The organism is Sphingomonas sp. UYAg733 (genome assembly GCF_054057355.1).
In genome coordinates this window covers 62,471-81,476 of the sequence record NZ_JBSRZE010000008.1, presented here as the reverse complement: position 1 = coordinate 81,476, position 19,006 = coordinate 62,471, and the positions used below count along the sequence as shown (strand labels likewise).

21 protein-coding genes are annotated in these 19,006 nt (G+C 64.0%); 11 read left to right on the top strand and 10 right to left on the bottom strand.

Annotation, left to right across the window (positions count from 1 at the left end; translation table 11 throughout):
- Positions 1-14: 14 nt before the first annotated feature.
- On the bottom strand, positions 15-485 hold the full coding sequence (locus tag ACVWZA_RS14540; protein ID WP_457311968.1) for a DUF6438 domain-containing protein: 471 nt from the start codon (positions 483-485) through the stop codon (positions 15-17).
- A gap of 96 nt (positions 486-581) precedes the next feature.
- Between ACVWZA_RS14540 and rph the strand changes: the two genes are divergently transcribed.
- Positions 582-1,298 carry a ribonuclease PH gene (gene rph, locus ACVWZA_RS14535; RefSeq protein WP_457311967.1) on the top strand — a complete coding sequence of 239 codons (717 nt, stop codon included), beginning with the start codon at positions 582-584 and terminating at the stop codon, positions 1,296-1,298.
- The gene (gene rdgB, locus ACVWZA_RS14530) at positions 1,295-1,924 is read left to right on the top strand and encodes an RdgB/HAM1 family non-canonical purine NTP pyrophosphatase (RefSeq protein ID WP_457311966.1); all 630 of its coding nucleotides are present in this window, start codon (positions 1,295-1,297) and stop codon (positions 1,922-1,924) included. The genes rph and rdgB overlap by 4 nt, the downstream gene beginning before the upstream one ends.
- Here rdgB and ACVWZA_RS14525 read toward each other — a convergent pair.
- Positions 1,921-2,373 carry a hypothetical protein gene (locus ACVWZA_RS14525; RefSeq protein ID WP_457311965.1) on the bottom strand — a complete coding sequence of 151 codons (453 nt, stop codon included), beginning with the start codon at positions 2,371-2,373 and terminating at the stop codon, positions 1,921-1,923. The two genes, rdgB and ACVWZA_RS14525, sit on opposite strands and share 4 nt — an antisense overlap.
- A 183-nt stretch (positions 2,374-2,556) precedes the next feature.
- On the opposite strand from ACVWZA_RS14525, the gene ACVWZA_RS14520 reads away from it, so the two are divergent.
- From ACVWZA_RS14520 to ACVWZA_RS14505, 4 genes are all read left to right on the top strand, one after another.
- Positions 2,557-3,300 carry a hypothetical protein gene (locus ACVWZA_RS14520; protein WP_457311964.1) on the top strand — a complete coding sequence of 248 codons (744 nt, stop codon included), beginning with the start codon at positions 2,557-2,559 and terminating at the stop codon, positions 3,298-3,300.
- Between the two features lie 108 nt (positions 3,301-3,408).
- A complete protein-coding gene (locus ACVWZA_RS14515) occupies positions 3,409-3,867 on the top strand; it encodes a TadE/TadG family type IV pilus assembly protein (RefSeq protein ID WP_457311963.1) in 459 nt (152 codons plus the stop codon).
- On the top strand, positions 3,867-5,513 hold the full coding sequence (locus ACVWZA_RS14510) for a pilus assembly protein TadG-related protein (protein ID WP_457311962.1): 1,647 nt from the start codon (positions 3,867-3,869) through the stop codon (positions 5,511-5,513). The genes ACVWZA_RS14515 and ACVWZA_RS14510 overlap by 1 nt, the downstream gene beginning before the upstream one ends.
- A 143-nt stretch (positions 5,514-5,656) precedes the next feature.
- Entirely contained in the window at positions 5,657-5,917 is a 261-nt protein-coding gene (locus ACVWZA_RS14505; RefSeq protein ID WP_457311961.1) for a hypothetical protein, read from the top strand.
- A gap of 30 nt (positions 5,918-5,947) precedes the next feature.
- Here ACVWZA_RS14505 and ACVWZA_RS14500 read toward each other — a convergent pair whose 3' ends face one another.
- Genes ACVWZA_RS14500 through ACVWZA_RS14485 form a run of 4 tightly spaced genes read right to left on the bottom strand, consistent with a single transcriptional unit; the run spans position 5,948 to position 9,553 of the window.
- Entirely contained in the window at positions 5,948-6,439 is a 492-nt protein-coding gene (locus ACVWZA_RS14500) for a hypothetical protein (RefSeq protein WP_457311960.1), read from the bottom strand.
- A gap of 12 nt (positions 6,440-6,451) precedes the next feature.
- Complete coding sequence (locus ACVWZA_RS14495) at positions 6,452-7,372, bottom strand: DMT family transporter (RefSeq protein ID WP_457311959.1); 921 nt, start codon at positions 7,370-7,372, stop codon at positions 6,452-6,454.
- A 13-nt stretch (positions 7,373-7,385) separates the two neighbouring features.
- A complete protein-coding gene (locus ACVWZA_RS14490) occupies positions 7,386-8,036 on the bottom strand; it encodes a GNAT family N-acetyltransferase (RefSeq protein ID WP_457311958.1) in 651 nt (216 codons plus the stop codon).
- The gene (locus ACVWZA_RS14485; protein WP_457311957.1) at positions 8,033-9,553 is read right to left on the bottom strand and encodes a fumarate hydratase; all 1,521 of its coding nucleotides are present in this window, start codon (positions 9,551-9,553) and stop codon (positions 8,033-8,035) included. The genes ACVWZA_RS14490 and ACVWZA_RS14485 overlap by 4 nt, the downstream gene beginning before the upstream one ends.
- 134 nt (positions 9,554-9,687) lie before the next feature.
- Here ACVWZA_RS14485 and ACVWZA_RS14480 point away from each other — a divergent pair, with 134 nt between their 5' ends.
- The gene (locus ACVWZA_RS14480) at positions 9,688-12,327 is read left to right on the top strand and encodes a putative bifunctional diguanylate cyclase/phosphodiesterase (RefSeq protein WP_457311956.1); all 2,640 of its coding nucleotides are present in this window, start codon (positions 9,688-9,690) and stop codon (positions 12,325-12,327) included.
- Here the strand turns inward: ACVWZA_RS14480 and ACVWZA_RS14475 are convergent.
- The 3 genes from ACVWZA_RS14475 to ACVWZA_RS14465 all read right to left on the bottom strand — a co-directional run bounded on the left by ACVWZA_RS14475 (position 12,293) and on the right by ACVWZA_RS14465 (position 15,313).
- Positions 12,293-13,942: a hypothetical protein gene (locus ACVWZA_RS14475; RefSeq protein ID WP_457311955.1), complete on the bottom strand. Its 1,650-nt coding sequence runs from the start codon at positions 13,940-13,942 to the stop codon at positions 12,293-12,295. The genes ACVWZA_RS14480 and ACVWZA_RS14475 overlap by 35 nt on opposite strands.
- A 67-nt stretch (positions 13,943-14,009) precedes the next feature.
- Complete coding sequence (locus ACVWZA_RS14470; protein WP_457311954.1) at positions 14,010-14,657, bottom strand: glutathione S-transferase family protein; 648 nt, start codon at positions 14,655-14,657, stop codon at positions 14,010-14,012.
- Entirely contained in the window at positions 14,654-15,313 is a 660-nt protein-coding gene (locus ACVWZA_RS14465; protein ID WP_457311953.1) for a dihydrofolate reductase family protein, read from the bottom strand. The genes ACVWZA_RS14470 and ACVWZA_RS14465 overlap by 4 nt, the downstream gene beginning before the upstream one ends.
- Before the next feature lie 77 nt (positions 15,314-15,390).
- Between ACVWZA_RS14465 and ACVWZA_RS14460 the strand changes: the two genes are divergently transcribed.
- The 4 genes from ACVWZA_RS14460 to ACVWZA_RS14445 all read left to right on the top strand — a co-directional run bounded on the left by ACVWZA_RS14460 (position 15,391) and on the right by ACVWZA_RS14445 (position 17,860).
- Complete coding sequence (locus ACVWZA_RS14460; RefSeq protein ID WP_457311952.1) at positions 15,391-15,918, top strand: winged helix-turn-helix transcriptional regulator; 528 nt, start codon at positions 15,391-15,393, stop codon at positions 15,916-15,918.
- 30 nt (positions 15,919-15,948) lie between these two features.
- Positions 15,949-16,521 carry a carboxymuconolactone decarboxylase family protein gene (locus ACVWZA_RS14455; protein WP_457311951.1) on the top strand — a complete coding sequence of 191 codons (573 nt, stop codon included), beginning with the start codon at positions 15,949-15,951 and terminating at the stop codon, positions 16,519-16,521.
- On the top strand, positions 16,518-17,315 hold the full coding sequence (locus ACVWZA_RS14450) for an SDR family NAD(P)-dependent oxidoreductase (protein WP_457311950.1): 798 nt from the start codon (positions 16,518-16,520) through the stop codon (positions 17,313-17,315). Before ACVWZA_RS14455 ends, ACVWZA_RS14450 begins: the two co-directional genes overlap by 4 nt.
- A gap of 212 nt (positions 17,316-17,527) precedes the next feature.
- The gene (locus ACVWZA_RS14445; RefSeq protein WP_457311949.1) at positions 17,528-17,860 is read left to right on the top strand and encodes a hypothetical protein; all 333 of its coding nucleotides are present in this window, start codon (positions 17,528-17,530) and stop codon (positions 17,858-17,860) included.
- 91 nt (positions 17,861-17,951) lie between these two features.
- On the opposite strand, the gene ACVWZA_RS14440 is transcribed toward ACVWZA_RS14445, so the two are convergent.
- A complete protein-coding gene (locus tag ACVWZA_RS14440; protein ID WP_457311948.1) occupies positions 17,952-18,947 on the bottom strand; it encodes an aldo/keto reductase in 996 nt (331 codons plus the stop codon).
- Between the last annotated feature and the right edge of the window lie 59 nt (positions 18,948-19,006).

Below are 19,006 nucleotides of genomic sequence, written 5' to 3'. Positions count from 1 at the left end.
CCGCTGCACGCGCCTCAACGCTTGCCGATAAGGTCGGCGATCGGCAGGTTTGACGGCGCCGCCTGCAGCGCCTCGGCCATAGCCGGGCCCTGCGCCGGCCGGCAGCCATAATAATAGGATAGCCGATCCGAACGTGCATCGTTCCAGCGCACCGTGACGCTCGGCATGTCGGTAACAGTATCGTTGCACTCGGGCTGACCCGGTATGATGTCGCGCGTGCCTTGCGGGCGATAGGGCGCGAGCGACGCCGCAAATGCCTTAAACTGCTCCGGCGTCACCGGGAATTTTCGATCTCCGACAATCGCGGAGTGCCGAATGCCAGTAAAAATGCCCGAGCCCTCCGATCCGACAGTGACGCGATAGACCGGGCAGACTCCGAAACAGGGCGCCGTTTCATAGACGATGGTCTGCGGTTTCGCGGGCTGCTGCTGCGGCACGGCGCACCCGACTACCAGAAGCGCCCCAAATACAATGGCCGTACGCATCGTCGTATCTCGCCTCGTTGGAAACTGCGCGCGACACTGGCGCGTTTGCGGCGACCCGTCTAGGTGCCGTGCCGACCGTTTTTGTGGAGAACAACTATGCGCCCATCCGGCCGCACCCCCGACCAAATGCGCGCGATCACGATCGAGCCGCGCTTCACCCGCCATGCCGAGGGATCGGTGCTGATCGGGTTCGGCGACACCAAGGTGCTGGTGACGGCATCGGTCGAGGAGCGCCTGCCGCCATGGATGCGCGGCAAAGGCGAAGGCTGGGTCACCGCCGAATATGGCATGCTGCCGCGCGCCACCCACACCCGCAGCAGCCGTGAAGCGGCGAAAGGCAAGCAATCTGGCCGGACGCAGGAGATCCAGCGTTTGATCGGGCGCAGCTTGCGCGCGGTTACCGACCTGAAGCTGCTCGGCGAACGCCAGATCACGCTCGATTGCGATGTGATCCAGGCCGATGGCGGAACGCGTACGGCGTCGATCTCCGGCGCCTGGGTCGCGCTGCGTCTCGCGATCGACGGACTGATGGCGGAGGGCAAGCTGACCGCAGACCCACTGACCCAGAAGGTCGCGGCGGTGTCGTGCGGCATCTTCAAGGGCACGCCGGTGCTCGATCTCGATTATGACGAGGATTCGAACGCCGACGCCGACGCCAATTTCGTGCTGCTCGAAAACGGCAACATCGCCGAAGCGCAGGCAACCGCCGAGGGCGCGACCTATGACGAGGAAGCCTTGTTGCGTCTGCTGCGTTTGGCACGCATCGGCTGCGCAGACATCTTCGCGGCACAAGCGAAGGCTGTGGCAAAATGAGCGGTGAAGGCGATACCCCCCAGGCGATCCGCAAGCTCATGCCCGGCAAGCTGGTGATCGCCAGCCATAATGCCGGCAAGGTGCGCGAGATTCGCGATCTGCTCGGGCCTTACGGTATCGAGCCGGTGTCCGCTGCCGATCTCGACCTGCCCGAGCCGGATGAGACCGGTACCACGTTCGTCGCCAATGCCGAGTTGAAAGCGCTGCAGGCGGCCGACCTGTCCGGCCTGCCCGCGCTCGCCGACGATAGCGGCTTGTGTGTCGATGCGTTGGCCGGCGAACCCGGCATCTTCTCCGCGCGCTGGTCCGGCGAAGCCCGCGACTTCGGCCTGGCGATGAAACTGGTCAACGACCGGCTCGACGCGCTTGAACCGGAAACCGGCCGTGACGCGCATTTCGTCTGCGCGCTCGCACTCGCCTGGCCCGACGGCCATGTCGAATGGTTCGAAGGCCGGGTTGAAGGCGCCCTCGTCTGGCCGCCACGCGGCGAGAACGGTTTCGGTTATGACGCGATGTTCGTGCCGGATGGCGGCACCAAGACCTTTGGTGAGATGGATCCGCCAGCCAAACACGCAATCAGCCACCGCGCCGACGCGTTCCGGCAAATGGTCGCGGCGGTCCTTTAGATCCGCCGATACGCCACGCGCCACATCGCCAGCCCGATCGCCGCCGACATGCCAGCAAGGATCAGGCTCGTCGCGATGCCGCTCAACCAGCGGAATATCAATGTGCTCGCATCGGTGACGGGCATGTCGAACAGGCCGAAGCCATAGGTTTGTGCGCCAAGGAACAACGCCAGACCGGCGACCGCACCGACCGATGCCGCCGCCACCGGGCCGCGCTTGCCCAGCGCATGGCAGACGATCCACAATGGCCCGCCGATCGCGGTTATGGTCATCGCGGAGATAACCGACCCGACGACCAGGCCGACAACCAGCGCAACCGGCGACCATGAGCCGCCGAAAATGACCAGCACTACCGTGAACAGGCCGCCGAGTAGCCCGCCGGTCGCCAGAGCGATCCCCGCCCGGTCAAGTGTCGTATCATAGCTGCGCAGTGCGACCCGCTCACCCAAGTCTTTTCTCCCCCGAAACGACTTCTATCACCGGGCCGGTGCCCGCCCAAGCCCATCGATACGTAAAATCGGTGAACCGAATTACGTATAAGCAGGAACCGGGCGCAGGGGCCCGGCGCGATCGAATTAACGAAGATTCGCCTATAGCCCGACGCGGAAGCTGTTGTTCGCTGGAGGGCAATCATGATCCTGGAAGATGACGCCCCGATCGGCACGGTGGGGATTGTTGTGGCGCTGGTCGTCGCGGGTGAAATCGCGTTCGGGCTTTTTCTGCTCATCGCGCCCGGACTGACGCCCTCGATCGCCATGATGATGGCCGCGTTGGCGGCCAGTTTCGCCTCGGTAGTCGTGATTTGCCTGTGCAGAATGCCACGGCAAGTCCGCGCTATTCTGATCGCCGGGCTCGTCATCGTCCTGCTCGCCTTGTCGGGGCGGAGCGATCTGTACGGCGTCCGCCATATCGGAACGGAGTCCGGGGAGCCCGAAGCTGGGCTCGACCGGCCAGCGGCGAGCATGTCGGACCGGATTCGCAGCGGCGGCGCGCTCGACGTACCTCCCGTGCAGTCCGATGCTCCGATCGCGCAGCGCGGTGCCCCGATCGCGCAGCACGGTGCCCATGTGGCGATCACGCCGGGAGAAAATGGCGATGGCGGATGGTCGCGCACGATCAACGCCGCGACCAACGGCTCGATCGGCGGGGCGGATGGATCGAGCTGGCACATTTCGGGTACGACGAGCCTGGCCCCCGGCTCACCCTGGGATAAACTGACATTGATCTGGTCGATCGAAGGCAATGGGGTGACGGCCCCGTGCGGCATGACGACGCTGCTCGTGACCGACCATAATATCGCGACCAAGCAAATCGCGTCGTCATTCCGCAAGGCGGTCGATCGTTCGATCGAAATCGGACGAGCCGTCTGCTTTTGACCGGCGCGCCAGATACTACCGGTCCGCTATAATATTACGTAATATTACGTAGTTCCATTATTTTGCGCAATTTACATAGTAAGGTGTTATTGTCAGGACGGCCAGATAATGGCCGGCATGACGAGGGGAACCAGCCGCTTCAGTTATCCAGGACGCGCCGCTCTGGCGCGACACGCGGCATGCACCCGTGGCACCGCGGTCATCGAAATGGCCCTGGCACTGCCGTTGCTCCTGACCTTCCTGCTCGGGATCGTCGCTTACGGCAATTGGTTCCTGACCGCGCACGATGTGCAGCAAGCCGCCAATGATGCGGCACGCGCCACCATTGCCGGGCTCACGCCCACGGAGCGCGCGACGATCGCCGCCAGCAGCGTGGAGACTAACATGCGGCGATCCGGCGGTCTTGATCCACGGCGGGCAAGCGTCCAGTTGGAGGATGACGGCGCCACACTCGTCGTCCATGTGACTTATGATGCTCGCAACAACCCGCTGCTCGCGATAAAATTCCTGCCGATGCCGAGCCCGACGATCGAGCGGAGCGCGGCGATCCGTCTGGACAACCTCTGATGGCGCGCTGGACCTGGTCCAACCGGCTGGTCATGCTGGCCCGGGACTGTCGCGGGGGCGTTACCGTGCTCGTCGCGGGCGCGATGCTGATGACGATCGGCGCCGCAGCGGTCGCGGTCGATGTCGGGTCGATCTATCTCGGCGAGCGCCGGTTGCAGGGCGTCGCGGATGCCGCGGCACTCGCTGCGGCCAACGCAAGCACCAGCCCCCAGGCCGCCGCGAACGCCGTGATCGCCACCAATCGAAACGGCAATGCCCATCTGGTGACGCTGGTCGGGGGAAGCTACACCCCCGATGCGACGCTTGCCGTGAACCAGCGCTTCGTCGCCGGCGGCTCGCCGGCGAACGCGGTGCAGATTTCGGTCGGTCAGGACGTACCATTATTCTTCGGGCGCGTCCTGCTGGGCAGGGCGACCACGCCGGTCGTCGCCCGTGCCTCCGCCGCTCGGACCGATATGGCCTCCTTCTCGATCGGATCGCGCCTCGCCGCGGTGAGCGGTGGCCTGCCCAATGCGCTGCTGTCCGGGCTTGCCGGGACCAGTCTGAACCTGTCGGTGATGGATTATAACGCGCTGGTCGGCACCAATATCGATCTGCTTGCTTTTTCCGACGCGTTGCGCACTCAGCTCCACCTTGGTGCTGCGACCTTCGCGGACACGCTGGACGCCACCGCAACCCTGCCTCAGGTCCTGAATGCGCTGGCCGCCACGACCAGCGACCCAAATGCGGCGGCAGCCTATCGGTCAATGGCACTCAAGGTGCCGCCAACCTCGGTCAAGCTTTCCGATCTGATCGATCTCGGCCCGCTCGGGTCGGACGTCAGCGTCAATCCGGCATCGTCGGTCAAGACCGATGGTTATGCCGTTGTCCGGGAAGTGCTCGAACTGGCCAATGGGTCGCGCCAGGTCGCGCTCGATCTCGGCGTGTCGTTGCCGGGGCTCTTATCGACCAAGCTCTATCTCGCGATCGGCAATCGCCCGGCGCACTCGCCCTGGCTCACCGTCACAAAGGACAACAGGACGATCGTCCGCACCGCCCAGACCCGGCTGTTTCTCGATACGAAAATCGCCGGCGGTGCGACGCTCGGCCTGGTGTCGGTACGCCTGCCGATCTTCATCGAACTGGCCGAGGCGCAGGCCACGCTGTCGGCGATCTCGTGCCCGGCAGGCCAGGCCAAGGCGAGCGTCACGCTGGATGTGACGCCGGCGGTCGGGCAAATCAGGATTGCCGATTTCGACACGACGGCACTGAACAATTTCAACGCACCCCTCGATTTCCGTCGCGCCACCATCGCTCATGCATTGCTGGTCGATGTGACGGGTCAGGCGGCGGTGAGTCTTGGCGGCGTATCGCCCCAGCCGGTCACCTTTTCGGCGAACGATATTGCCACGCGTCAGGTCAAGACGGTGTCGACCAACGACGTGCTGCAAGGCGTGGCCACCTCACTGATCAGTCAGGTCGACTTGCGTGCGGTCGGCATCAGCCTGTCCCCGATAACCGCGCTGGTGGGCGCGCTGCTCTCACCTGTCGCGCCGGTGCTGGACGGCCTGGTCGATCAGGTGACCAGCCTGCTCGGTGTGCGGGTCGGTCAGGCGGACGTACAGATTAATGGCCTGCGCTGTGGCCGGCCAATGCTGGTGGGATAGGATGATGTGGACCGTACTGCGCGGGGCGGGAGATGAGTGATCGGGTGAAGTTATCCTGGGTCAGTGACGGCCGGGGTCCGCAACGGTCGCTGCGGCTGCCGATCAGCCTCCCAGTCAAGGTCCGTGAACTAAGCTCATGCCCGATGGATGTGGAACTAATCGACATCTCCACGCTCGGGTGCCGGATCTGGGCAGGTTTCGCGATGCCGCCGGGCCGCGCCACGATGATCATCATTCCCGGCTTCAGACCGCTACCATCGACCACGGTGTGGAGCCGCGATGGCCATGCCGGATTCCGCTTTACTACCGCGCTGCATCCGGCGGTCGTGACTCATGTGATCGGCATGGGGACCATCGCCGATCATAATAGCCATGAGCGCCGGGTCCGCCTGCGCACAGGCTGAGCACGGCTTTTCCTCACCTTGCGGTCGCTTTCAGGCAGCCGGCCGCGCAGACACCGTATCGGCCAGAAACGCGAGGATCGCCGCTTCGTCCCTCTTCGCCGTCCAGGTCCCGACCCGATAGAGCAAGCCGCCGAACGCCATCATGCCAAGCGGTATCGCCATCAACGGCCACGCCGCACCGAAGGACTCTCCCGCCACGGCCATGCCGCCCCCGGCAAGCGCCAGGAAAACCGTGAGGAAGCCGAACCAGCATCCCATGAAAACGCCCGCGCTGCGCGGCGTGCCGATCCGGCCCGCGATCCGCGTGCCGCCGCCTGCGGCAGCCATGGTCGCGGTCAGATTGGTGGCGAAGCTATTTTGGATATTGGGCCGAAAATAGAACAGCATCATGCTCTGATCGGTACCCTGCCCGGTTACGCCGGCCGCTTTGATTTGCCCGTCGCGTCCGCCGAGCACCGTCTTCAGCCTGGTCGCCAGAGCGACCGGATCGAGCGGGGATTCGAGCACGATCTTGCGAGCCATCGATTGACTTCCTTAAAGCGCCCCGGCGAGCGCCAGCGCGACACCCACCGCCACCAGCAACAGCCCGATCGCTTCGCTGCGCGCGATCCGTTCACCGAGATAGAAATGCGCGAATCCCATGGTGAACGCCACCTCGACCTGACCGACGATCCGCACCAGCGCGACCGGAGCGGTGGCGAACCCGGTGAACCAGCATGCCGACCCAAGCGACGACATCAATCCAGCCTGGCCCGCCACGCGCCAGTTGGCGAACACCTTCGCCACCTGATCGCGCTCGCGCCACATGACATAGCCGCCCTGCAACACCGTCTGCAGCACCACGGTCGTGACCAGCACGATCAGCGCCGCGCGCAGCTTATCATCGGTCGCGACTTCGAAAGTCGCGCGCCGGATCCCGATCGTCGTCAGCGCAAAGAAGAAGCCTGAGGCGATGCCGTACCGCGCCGCCGGCTGACCCAGCGAGCGGAGAAGTTCGCCGAACCCCATCCGCTTGCCGCCGGTCGACAGCATCATGATACCGGCCACGCCAAAGCCGATGCCGAGCCAGGTCAACGGCCGGAGTCCCTCGCCCAGCAACAGGATCGACAACAGCGCGCTCTGCACCGCCTCGGTCTTCGAATAGGCGGTGCCGACGACGAAGTTACGTTCGTCGAACGCCATCAGCAGCAGATTGGTCGCGACGATCTGCGCGATCCCGCCCGCCGCGCAGAACAGCAGGAACGTCGCACCAAGCGCCGGAAACGGCGCCGGCGCGATCACCCATTGATAAGCAACAACGAACAGGATCGCGAACGGCAGGCCATAGAGATAGCGCACCAACCCCGCCGCATTGACCGACAGATCCCGGCCGACCTTGCGCTGCACCGCCGTGCGCCATGCCTGCAACGCGCCGGCGAAAACCGTCGCCGGCAGCCAGATCGGCAGGACGATCATCGCTAACGACGCTTCAACGGATCAAATCGACGTGTAGCGGCATCGCATCGACCATCTTCGCCAGCGCTGAGCAAGGAACGACGCGGTCATAGGCACCGCGATAGATATCCTCGATCCAGGCAGCGACCTCATCCCTTGTGACATGCGTTCGACCGCTGCCCGGCCAGATCATCAGGTCGAGTTCGGGCGGGGATTCGGCGCCGATCTTCGGCATCCGGTATTCGACGCCGGTGATCTGCCGAGCGCCCAATCGACCGTAGAACCGCTTGCGACGACGGCGCATCTCCAGATCGCCGCTGTCCTGACGATCGCTATCGACTTCCATCACCAGACTATGGCGGCCGATCCGGTCGAGCGCCGCGCGAAACATCTCCGCGCCAAGCCCTTGGCCGCGCCCCGCAGCCGAGGTTCCCAGATATTCCAGCAACGCCATCGGGTGGCGATCGGACAGGAAAAGAACCGCAAACGACATCACCTGATTGCCGATTTCGCCGATCAGGATGCGATAGTCGGGCCGGATCGCCAACGCCACGATCTGCTCGCGCGTCTTGCGCTCGCTCGCCGGAAGCGCCTCGCAGAATATCTCGTAGAAACCATCAAACGCCGGCCCTTCGGCGACGCTGAGCTGCCCAATCCGAAATTCGCTACGGCCCGCTTGCGTCACGCGTTCTCCAGCGCCTGTCTGGCGATCTTTTCCTTCCACACCAGCGGCGCAAGCGCGTGCACATTGGCTCCACTCGAATCGACCGCCACAGTGACCGGGAAATCGCTCACATCGAATTCGTAGATCGCCTCCATGCCGAGGTCCTCGAAGCCGACGATCCTGGATCCCTTGATCGCGCGGGCGACGAGATAGGCCGCGCCACCCACCGCCATCAGATAGGCGCTCTTCGCTTCGGCGATCGCCGCGGTCGCGTCGGGCCCGCGCTCGGCCTTGCCGACCATCGCCAGCAGGCCCTGGTCGAGCATCATGCGGGTGAACTTGTCCATCCGCGTCGCGGTGGTCGGGCCGGCCGGGCCGACCACCTCGTCGCCGACCGGGTCGACCGGACCGACATAATAGATCACGCGGCCGGCGAACTCGACCGGCAGCTTTTCGCCCGCGTCGAGCATGTCCTTGATCCGTTTGTGCGCGGCGTCGCGCCCGGTGAGCATCTTGCCGTTGAGCAACAGCCGATCACCCTGCTTCCAGCCCCGCACCACCTCCGCCGTCAGCGTATCGAGATCGACCCGGATCGCCGCCTTGTCGGGCGTCCAGTTGACGTCGGGCCATTCCTCCAGCTTCGGCGCTTCCAGATAGGCGGGACCCGATCCGTCCAGCGTGAAATGGGCGTGGCGGGTCGCTGCACAATTGGGAATCATCGCGACCGGCTTGGACGCGGCATGCGTCGGCCAGTCGAAAATCTTGACATCGAGAATGGTCGACAGACCGCCCAGCCCCTGCGCGCCGATCCCCAGCGCGTTGACCTTGTCATAGATTTCGATGCGCAGTTTCTCGATATCGTTCTGCGGTCCCCGCTCCTTCAGCTGCGCCATGTCGATCGCGCCCATCAGGCTTTGCTTGGCGAGCAGCATGGATTTTTCCGCCGTACCGCCAATACCGATACCGAGCATACCCGGCGGGCACCAGCCGGCACCCATCTGCGGCAGCATCTCCAGCACCCAGTCGACGATCGAATCGCTCGGGTTCATCATCTTGAACTTGGATTTGTTCTCGGACCCGCCGCCCTTGGCCGCGACATCGATCGACACCGTATTGCCCGGCACCATTTCGACATTCAGCACGCTCGGCGTGTTGTCCTTGGTGTTGCGCCGCGTGAAGGCAGGATCCGCGAGAATCGAGGCGCGCAACTTATTCTCGGGATGGAGATAGGCGCGGCGGACTCCCTCATCGACCACTTCCTGCAAGGACCGGTCGCCCTTTTCCAGCCGACAATCCTGGCCCCATTTGACGAACACCGTGACGATGCCGGTGTCCTGGCAGATCGGTCGGTGCCCCTCGGCGCACATACGGCTGTTGGTCAGGATCTGCGCGATCGCATCCTTCGCGGCCGGGCTCTGCTCCGCTTCATAAGCGACGCCCAGCGCACGGATATAGTCCATCGGGTGGTAATAGCTGATGAACTGCAATGCGTCGGCGACGCTCTCGATCAGGTCGGCTTCGCGGATAATCACTGTCATGGTCGGTTCCCGGCACTGGCTTGGCGCCGTCCATATGCGCAGCATGGCGGTCGGCCAAGTCCCTCACGCGCCCGGCGCCGTTAACCAATCCATGTTGGCAATTCGGAAACGCCTTGCCGCTACCGCCACGATCGATGATCGGATCTCTCAATCCTTTTCCCTGGGCACGGCGATCAATCGCGTCGCTGTGGCACGATCTGTCGCTCGGCGCCGATGAGGAACGGCCGCTCGACGCGCATCACGCACAGTTCGAGCAGGCGGCAACCGCCTGGCCCGCCGCTCTGCTCGCGCAGATTCTTGCCACCGCGATGCTTGCGACGACCGCTGGATCGACGGGACCAAGGACGTTGCTCGGTGCGATCCTGCTGTGCGGTACGGCGACCGGATTGTTCGCGGTGGCCGCGCTGGCACTGCTCAAATTACGCAAGGCGCGCTGCTGGCCGCCGCATATCCAGGCGCGGCTGTCGCTGATCTATGCCGCCGGCCTTGGCGCCGGGCTGTTCGCTATGCTGTGGCTGACCACGCGACTGCCTACCGGCACGCTGCAACTGGCCAGCTTCGTCGCGGTATTCAGTGCGATCGTGGTCACGACGCTGGCATTGCAGGCGTTGCGCGCGGGCATGCTCGCCTTTGCCGCCGCGCTGGTCACGGCCATCGCCGTGCTGACCGGTTTCGGCATGGTTACTGGCATCGCCTGCGTCTTTCTCGGATGCCTGACGGTCGCCACCGGCAGCCTTGCCCGGCTCGACCAGACAATGGCCAAGGAGCGCGATGCCAATACCAATGACGGCAAGCTTGCCCTGCGCCTGATCCGCGAATTCGAAGACCATGGCAGTGGCTGGTTCTGGCAGACCGACCGCCACGGCCGTGTCATCTATCTGTCGCCGCAGGTTGCAACCGAAGTCGGCACCACCACGCCGGCTGTCGGATCGCAACTGATCCATGTGTTCAAGGTCGACAGCCTGTCGCCCGAATCCGAACGTACCCTCGGTTTCCACCTTTCCTCCCGCACATCCTTTTCGGGCTATTCGGTACGCGCCGCCGCCGGTGAGACGGAGCGTTGGTGGTCGATTTCGGGTCGGCCGATCCTCGACGAACTCAACCGTTTTCAAGGTTTTATCGGGAATGGCAGCGATCTGACCGAAAAGCGCAAGTCGGAGGCCGAGATTACCCGGCTCGCATTGTTCGACAGCCTGACCGGACTTGCCAATCGTCAGCGTATGCGCCTCGCGCTCGATCAGACGCTTGCTTCCCACGGTGGCGGATATCGCTCGCCCGCGCTGCTCCTGCTCGACCTCGACCGGTTCAAGTCGGTCAACGATACGCTTGGTCATCAGACCGGCGACGCGCTGCTCAAACAGGTCAGCCAGCGATTGCAACGCAGCGTCGGCGACGCGGGGCTGGTCGGCCGGATCGGCGGCGACGAGTTCGAGGTCGTGCTGCCGCGCGAAGCCAATCGCGACCGGCTGGCCGAACTCGCGCGGGCAATCATCGCCGCTGTGTCCCAGCCCTATTTCATCGAAGGCTCGTCGATCACCATCGGCTGCTCGATCGGTATCGCGATCGCGCCGGATGATGGCGAGGATTCGGAGACGCTGGTGCGCAACGCCGATCTCGCACTCTACGCGGCGAAGGCCGATGGTCGTGGCGTCCACCGTTTCTACCGCGAGGAGCTGCTCCACGGCGCACAGAATCGCCGGCAACTCGAGGACGATCTGCGCAATGCGATGGTCCAGAACCAATTCCATGTCGCCTATCAACCGGTGGTCAGCACCAGGACCGAGCGGATCGTCGGTTATGAAGCGCTGCTGCGTTGGGACCATCCGACGCGCGGCGCAGTCAGCCCGGCCGAATTCATCCCGGTCGCCGAGGATTGCGGGCTGATCGAAGCGATCGGCGAATGGGTGCTGCGCACCGCCTGCGCCGATGCCGCGACCTGGCCGCGCGATATCCGCGTCGCGGTCAATGTCTCGCCGATCCAGTTCGCCAACCCTGCTCTTCCTGCGGTCGTCACTAATGCGCTGGCGCGGTCGGGTATCAGCCCGGCGCGGCTTGAGCTTGAAATAACAGAGGGCGTATTCCTCAACGAGGATGCTTCGTCGGAACAGATGTTCAAGAACCTCAAGACGATCGGCGTGCGCCTCGCGCTCGACGATTTCGGTACCGGCTATTCCTCGCTTGGCTATCTCAAGAAAGCGCCGTTCGACAAGATCAAGATCGACCAGAGCTTCGTACGCGGCGCGGCAGTCGCCGGTAACCGCAATGCCGCGATCATCAAAGCGATCGTCACGCTGGCCGACACGCTTGGCATGGAAACCACCGCCGAGGGTGTCGAGGTGCAGGATGAGATCGCGCTGATCCGCGAACTCGGCTGCAGCCACATCCAGGGTTATGTCTATGGCAAGGCCGCACGGGTCGCGGCGGTGCTTGAACAACTCGCCGCGAACGGCGGCATGGCCACCGCGAGCGGTTACAGTGTCAGCCGCTCGCCCCGCAGCACGATGCTGCGCAACGCGCGGATCCTGGCCGAAGGCGTCGAGGGTGAAATCCGCATTCGCAACATGTCTTCGACCGGCGCGATGATCGACGGCATCGAGATCGACGGCAGTGCCGCCGGCATCGATATCCTGATCGAACTGATCGAGGACCAGATGTTCCCGGCCAAGCTACGCTGGGCCGCCGACGGCAAGGCCGGGATCGAGTTCGCGCAGCATTTCAACATGGAACGCCTGAACCCGGTCAATCAGCCCGCCACGATCCGCCGTTCGGCATAGGCGGCAAGGCTCGAATCAACTTCATTTCTGGCAGAGGGGGTTCGACAGCAACGGTGCATGGAGCGCGGGCGGTTCGCGGTACGCCGTTCGCATTCAACACCAATGCGACCTCGCTTCTGGCCGCGCATTTGGCGACGATCGCGCGGTAGAAGCCGCTCGGGTCCGCCATCGGCTCGATACCTTCCGCTTTCTCGATTACCGGCGCATCGCCAAACAAGACGCATCCGGGGGGCGCCTGCACATATAGGCCGCGCTTGTCCTCCCCCACGCCGCGCAACTCGCCACATGACGACAGAATCAGCGCCTGCATTGCCGCAACCCGCTGACTAAAGCCCAAGGGCGATTGCACATCGACCGAGGCACCAAGCCGGTTCAGCATTACCGCAAGCTCCGGCCATCGCCCGGCCCCCGCACCGTCGATTAGCGAATCAACCGCTGGCACCGCGCGCGGCGCCAACGACGCGACCAGCCCACGCCATGTTGCGACTGCCGCCAGCCCTCCGGCCCTCTTCGCCACCAGAAAGCGTCGCCAGATCGCAAAGCTATCGCGGCGACCGGACTCGCTGCGGGCACCCAGATCGGCGATCCATTGCATCACCGCGCCGCACGGATACCGCGCGCCACGAGCAGCCGGCTCTTCCAAAGCACCTAGCGGCTGTGATTGCAGGACGCTCGCGCATCCGCGCAGTGCGCCGCCGACGCGCTGGTCGAGCGATAAATCTGCTGGCCACAGCGTCGCGGTGGCAACCCATGAGGCATATTCCGCACCGCCCTCGTGCAGCCACCAGTCGCGCGGGGCGGTCTCCCCGCCTTCACCCCATAGATGAAACAGTTCGTGTGACAGAAACCCCGTATAGTTCCCGATCGCCGACGGATCAGCAACCTGTGCCGCGCTGCCATAGATGCGCAGGAACACAACGCCATTGGGCGTCACGTCGCCACGACTGTACCGGTGCCCCGATTCCGATGCTCGCTCCGCATAGGACATGACGACCGTCGGCATTCGCCGCAGCGGCAGATGCAGCCGCGCCCGATAAAAGGCGAGGAGGCGCCCGGTCCGATCCAACAGCGTGTCGCGCAGTCCGTCGGGCATTCCCATCGATACGAGCGATCGATAGGCGCCGCGCTTTTCCGGTGCCGCGCCAATAATGACATAACCATCAAGCGTCGCTCGATCGCGCAACACATGCACGGCACCACCATCGGTGACGATCCCGACGCGAAACGGCCCGGAAGACGGGAGTATGTAGGGGGCGAACAGCACAACACCCTTGCCAGCCACCGGAAGCAACATCGGATAGATCGAGTCGATTTCGTCACTGTCCGATCGAATCAGCAACGTGACACGGCGAAAGCCCGTCCGTGCGCTGAGCGTCCCACGATCAAGGGTCACGCTTGCCTCGCGAACGCGGATGTCGGCTGCAGCGGGTGGGAGCGAGCCATTGCCGAGCGAAAGCGACGTTACCTCGGCCGGCAGGTCGTAGATGACCTGAACGGCGTTGTTTGTCACGGAAATGGTGAGCATTGTCTCGCGCAATCCAACGGCAGCCGCCGAACCGCTCTCCATGAGCAGCATGATCGACAAGGCGAACCACCAAATGCGCGACAACATCATTCCGGGCAATTATCCAGTTCAGGTCATGCGACGGACTTATACGATGGTGCGGCGATGTCGAACGGCATCAACCATCAGCCAGCGGAAACCAATCCCAGAACGGCTTGCCCTCTTCGCGCGTTCGCGCCACCGAAGGCCGTGCCTCAAGCCGTTCGTGATACGCCGCGACATTGGCAAACCCGTCAAACGGCAGCGCATGTTTCGCATAGAGCAACGACGGCGCCGCCGCGCAATCGGCCAGGCCGAACGCGCCGCCCGCCGCCCATTCGCGCGTCGCCATCACCGTATCGAGCCAGCCATAGGCCCGGGTCAGCATCTCCCGCGCCTTCCCCGCGCCATAGGGGTCGGCATTACCTTCGGGTCGGCGGCGCTCGAACACCACCGTCTGCAACGGGGTCATGACATAATTGTCGAAGAACCGGTCCATGAAGCGCGCTTCCAGCGCGGCGTCGATGTCTGCCGGAATCATCGGTGTCGCACCCGGATGATAATGGTCGAGATAGTCGATGATCACGCTGGTCTCCGCCACCGAGCGCTCGCCATCGACCAGCAACGGCATGTGCTGAATCGGCCAAAGCGTCGCAAACTCCTTGGCATATTCGGGCGTGTCCGGCCCAAGCTCGCGGTATTCGAACGAGGTGCCATTCTCATACAGTGCGATCAGCACCTTTTGGCAGTATGACGACAGGGGATGTGCGTAAATTTTGATGGTCATCTCTCTCTCCGCCTATTTCGTCTCAGGACGATGTGCATCGCGTTTTCGCCCCGGACATGTTCGGTCACATTATAACCGAGCGCCGGCAGGTTGATCCCGGCGAAAAACCCCTCGCCACAACCCAGCATTATCGGGGCGATGGCGAGATGCATCTCGTCGATCGCGCCGACCTGCAGATATTGGCGGATCGTCGCCGATCCGCCGCCAATCCGGATATCGCGCTCGCCGGCTGCTTGCCGCGCCAGCGCCAGTGCTTCGTCGGCCCCGCCGGTCACGAAATGGAAAACGGTGCCGCCCTTCATTTCGATCGACGCGCGGGCGTGATGAGTCAGGACGAACACCGGGCAATGATAAGGCGGAGTATCGCCCCACCAGCCTTTCCACTCATCGTCGGGCCAGTCACCGCGAACGGGGCCGAACATGTTGCGGCCAAGGATCCAGGCCCCCAGGCCGTGCATCGCCCTGGCGGCATAACCCTCGTCTATGCCGGACGAGCCGCCCGCCTCACCGAACATCGTACGAAAGGTCTTGGTGCCGAACGCCCATTCATGCAGCTCTTTGCCACGCACACCGAGGGGATTGTCCAGATTCTGATCGGGGCCGGCGCCAAACCCGTCCACCGATATCGAGAAACCGCCCACGCGAACCTTGGTCATCATCGATCCCTTCAAAACTGATTGCGAATCAAAAGCAGTTGTTCTTTTGCATAACTGATCCTATATTGCAATCAGTCATGACGATCCATATCGACGCTCCGCGGTCGGGCTGCCCGATCAACCTTACGATCCAGGCGCTGGGCGACCGCTGGAGCCTGATCGTCATCCGCGACGTGATGTTCGGCAATCGCCGCCATTTTCGCGAACTGCTTGGCGGGTCGGAGGAGGGCATCGCATCCAACATCCTCGCCGATCGCCTGAAGAAACTGGTCGCTGCGGGCTTTCTCGTGATCACCGACGATCCAAGTCACAAGCAGAAGCATTTCTACAGCCTGACCGAGCCCGCGATCCAGCTTGTGCCGCTGATCGTCCAGCTCGGCGCCTGGGGGCGGCGCCATTTGCCCGTCACCCCCGATCTCGCGATCCGTGCGCAATTGCTTGAGGAGGGCGGACCCGAAATATCGGCGGATTTCATGGATGAGCTGCGTACCGCGCATCTCGGCACCCCGCCCACCGGCCGTCCGAGCGTCGCCGGCCGCCTTCAAGCGGCATATGAAGCGATGGTCACCCGATTATACCGAGACTCGGCCGACCCGACGGACTAGCATACCCGTAATTCAAAACGGGAGAGTCGCATGCGCCTGAGCAAAGCACGTATCGAGCCGCTGTCGGATGCCGAGGCGACCGATGCGCAGAGGGAAGTGCTGGCACCGTTCGTCGAGCGCAACTTCGTCCTCAACATCTTCCGCACCATGGCGCGACACCCTGGCGCGCTCGACCGATTCCTCAAATGGGGCAATTACATCCTCGGCAAGCACAATACGCTGCCGGCGCGCGAGCGCGAACTCGCCATACTGCGCACCGGTTTCAATTGCGGATCCGGTTATGAATGGGCACAGCACGTCGTTATCGGCAAACGCGCCGGGCTGACCGATGATGAGGTCGCGCGGATCAAGAACGGCAGTGCCGCACCAGGCTGGAGCGCGGCGGACGCGGCGATCCTCGATGCGTGCGACGACCTGACCCGCGATCACTTCATCACCGATGTGCATTGGGCGGCGCTGGGCCGGCACTTCTCGACCGAACAGTGCATGGATCTGGTCTATACCGTCGGCCAGTACACCCAGGTGTCGATGCTGCTCAACAGCTTCGGGGTCCAGCTCGACCCCGGCCTGACGCTCGATCCCGATCTGGACCGTCGCGCATGACCGGGCGGCTTTCCGGCAAGACCGCGATCGTGATCGGCGCGGGCCAGACGCCGGGCGACACGATCGGTAATGGCCGCGCCACCGCGCTGCTTTTCGCGCGCGAAGGGGCGGCGGTGTTCTGCGTCGACCGCGACCTGATCCGGGCCGAAGAAACCGCGACGCTGATCACCGGCGAGGGCGGCATCGCTCATGCCCATGGCGCCGATATCCGCGACGAAGCCGAATGCGCCGCGCTGATCGCAGCCGGGGTCGCGGCGCTCGGCCGGCTCGACATACTGCACAATAATGTCGGCGGGGGCGCGGGCGACGCGCCGGTCGAGAAGACAGATCCCGCCCGCTTCGATGCGATCCTCCATCTCAACCTCACCGCGATGATGCAGACGATCAAACATGCACTGCCGGTGATGCGCGCGCAGGGCGGCGGCGCGATCGTCAACATCTCGTCGCTCGCCTCGATCGCCCCCGCCGGGATCATCGCCTATGAAGTGTCCAAGGCCGGGGTCAATAAACTCACCACCAGCGTCGCCGCGCTCAACGCGCGCCATCAAATCCGCTGCAACGCGATCCTGCCGGGCCTGATCGACACGCCGATGGCGATCCAGGGCTGGGCCGGCATGAGCGGCGAAGCGCAGGCCGAACTGCGCGCCAAACGCAACGCGCGCGTTCCGATGGGCCGGATGGGCACTGCCTGGGACGTCGCGCATGCGGCACTCTGGCTCGCCTCCGACGATGCTCGATTCGTCACCGGCGCGCTACTGCCGGTCGATGGCGGCCAGTCGGTGAGACTCGGTTAACGCACCGTCCTTTACGGGAGCGGTTGCGGAGGGGCTCAGCCGTGCGCGCGGCTCAATGCCCCGTCGATGCTTCGCATCGAGCGCTGCGCTTTGCGATCGCAACCCTACATCCAACCATGAACCGCAGATAACCAGCGGGTTCAGCAACCGGACTTCAACCGAGGCGTATCGTCCAACAATGCCCGACTCACCGGGCGAAAGAGGACAAGCCGATGAAAATGCCCAAACTCTTCGTCGCTGCCGGTCTCATGATCGCCGCGCTCGGCGTGAGCACCAGTGCAAGCGCCCAAAGCTATCGTGACGATGGCCGCTACTACGAGCAGCGGTATGACCGGGGCGACCAGTACGACCGGGGCGACCAGTACGACCGGGGTGATCGTGGCGACCGGTACGATCGGGGCGATCGGTACGACCGATACAATCGATATGATCGTCGCTGGGACCATCGCGACCGCCGTTGGCACAACCGCGATCGCCGCTGGAACAACCATCGTCGCTGCTGGATCGAATGGCGCCATCACCGCCGCATTCGCATCTGCCGCTAAAGTGAAGGGGCGGCGGCTCGATGGCCGCCGCCCTTTACCTGGTCAGCCCGTGCTATTCCCCGAAAGGACGTGAGCCGGCAAGCCGGATCGCCTACCCCTGCTCGCTATCCAGGTGGGCCATCAGCGGTGTCGGATACCGGTCGCCCGCCGCTGCACCCTTGGGCACCGCGCGCTCGATCGCCGCAAGATCCTCCGCCGTCAGCACCACATCGAGCGCGCCGAGCGCCTCGCTCAGCCGGTCGCGGCGGCGCGCCCCGACCAGCGGCACGATGTCACGCCCCCGTGCGGCGACCCAGGCGATCGCGATCTGCGCCACCGTTGCGCCTGTCGCGGATGCGACCGTCCGCAACGCCGCGACCAGCGCGAGATTTGCATCGACATTGCCCGGCTGGAAACGCGGGCTCATCACACGAAAATCGCCCGCCCGGCTCGCATCCTTCTGCCAATGCCCGCTGATCAGCCCACGCGACAACACGCCATAGCCGGTCACACCGATGCCCAGTTCACGCGTGGTCGGGAAAATCACCTTTTCCGGCCCGCGCGAGATCAGCGAATATTCGATCTGCAGGTCGCAGATCGGATGCACCGCCGCCGCGCGCCGGATCGTCTCCGCGCCCATCTCGCTGAGCCCGATGTGCCGGACATACCCTGCCTTCACCATCTCGGCGATCGCCCCGATCGTTTCCTCGATCGGCACATCGGGGTCGAGCCGCGACGGGCGGTAAACGTCGATATAATCGGTGCCGAGTCGCTGGAGCGAATAGGCGAGGAAATTCTTCACCGCCTCGGGCCGCGCATCATATTTCGACCAGCCATTCGCCGGATCGCGCATCGCGCCGAACTTGACGCTCAACTGGAAACTGTCCCGCGCTAGGCCCCTCACCGCCTCGCCGATCAGCATCTCGTTATGCCCCATGCCGTAGAAATCGCCGGTATCGAGCAGAGTCACGCCGGCATCGAGCGCGGCATGGATCGTCGCGATGCTCTCCGTCCGGTCGGCCGGGCCATACATGCCCGACATGCCCATGCAGCCAAGTCCGATCGCCGATGTCGCCGGGCCGGTGGCGCCGAGATTGCGCTGTTCCATTCATGGTCTCCTCAAAGTCGATCTGCCGCTTATGCCGCACCCACGATCGTGCGATAAGC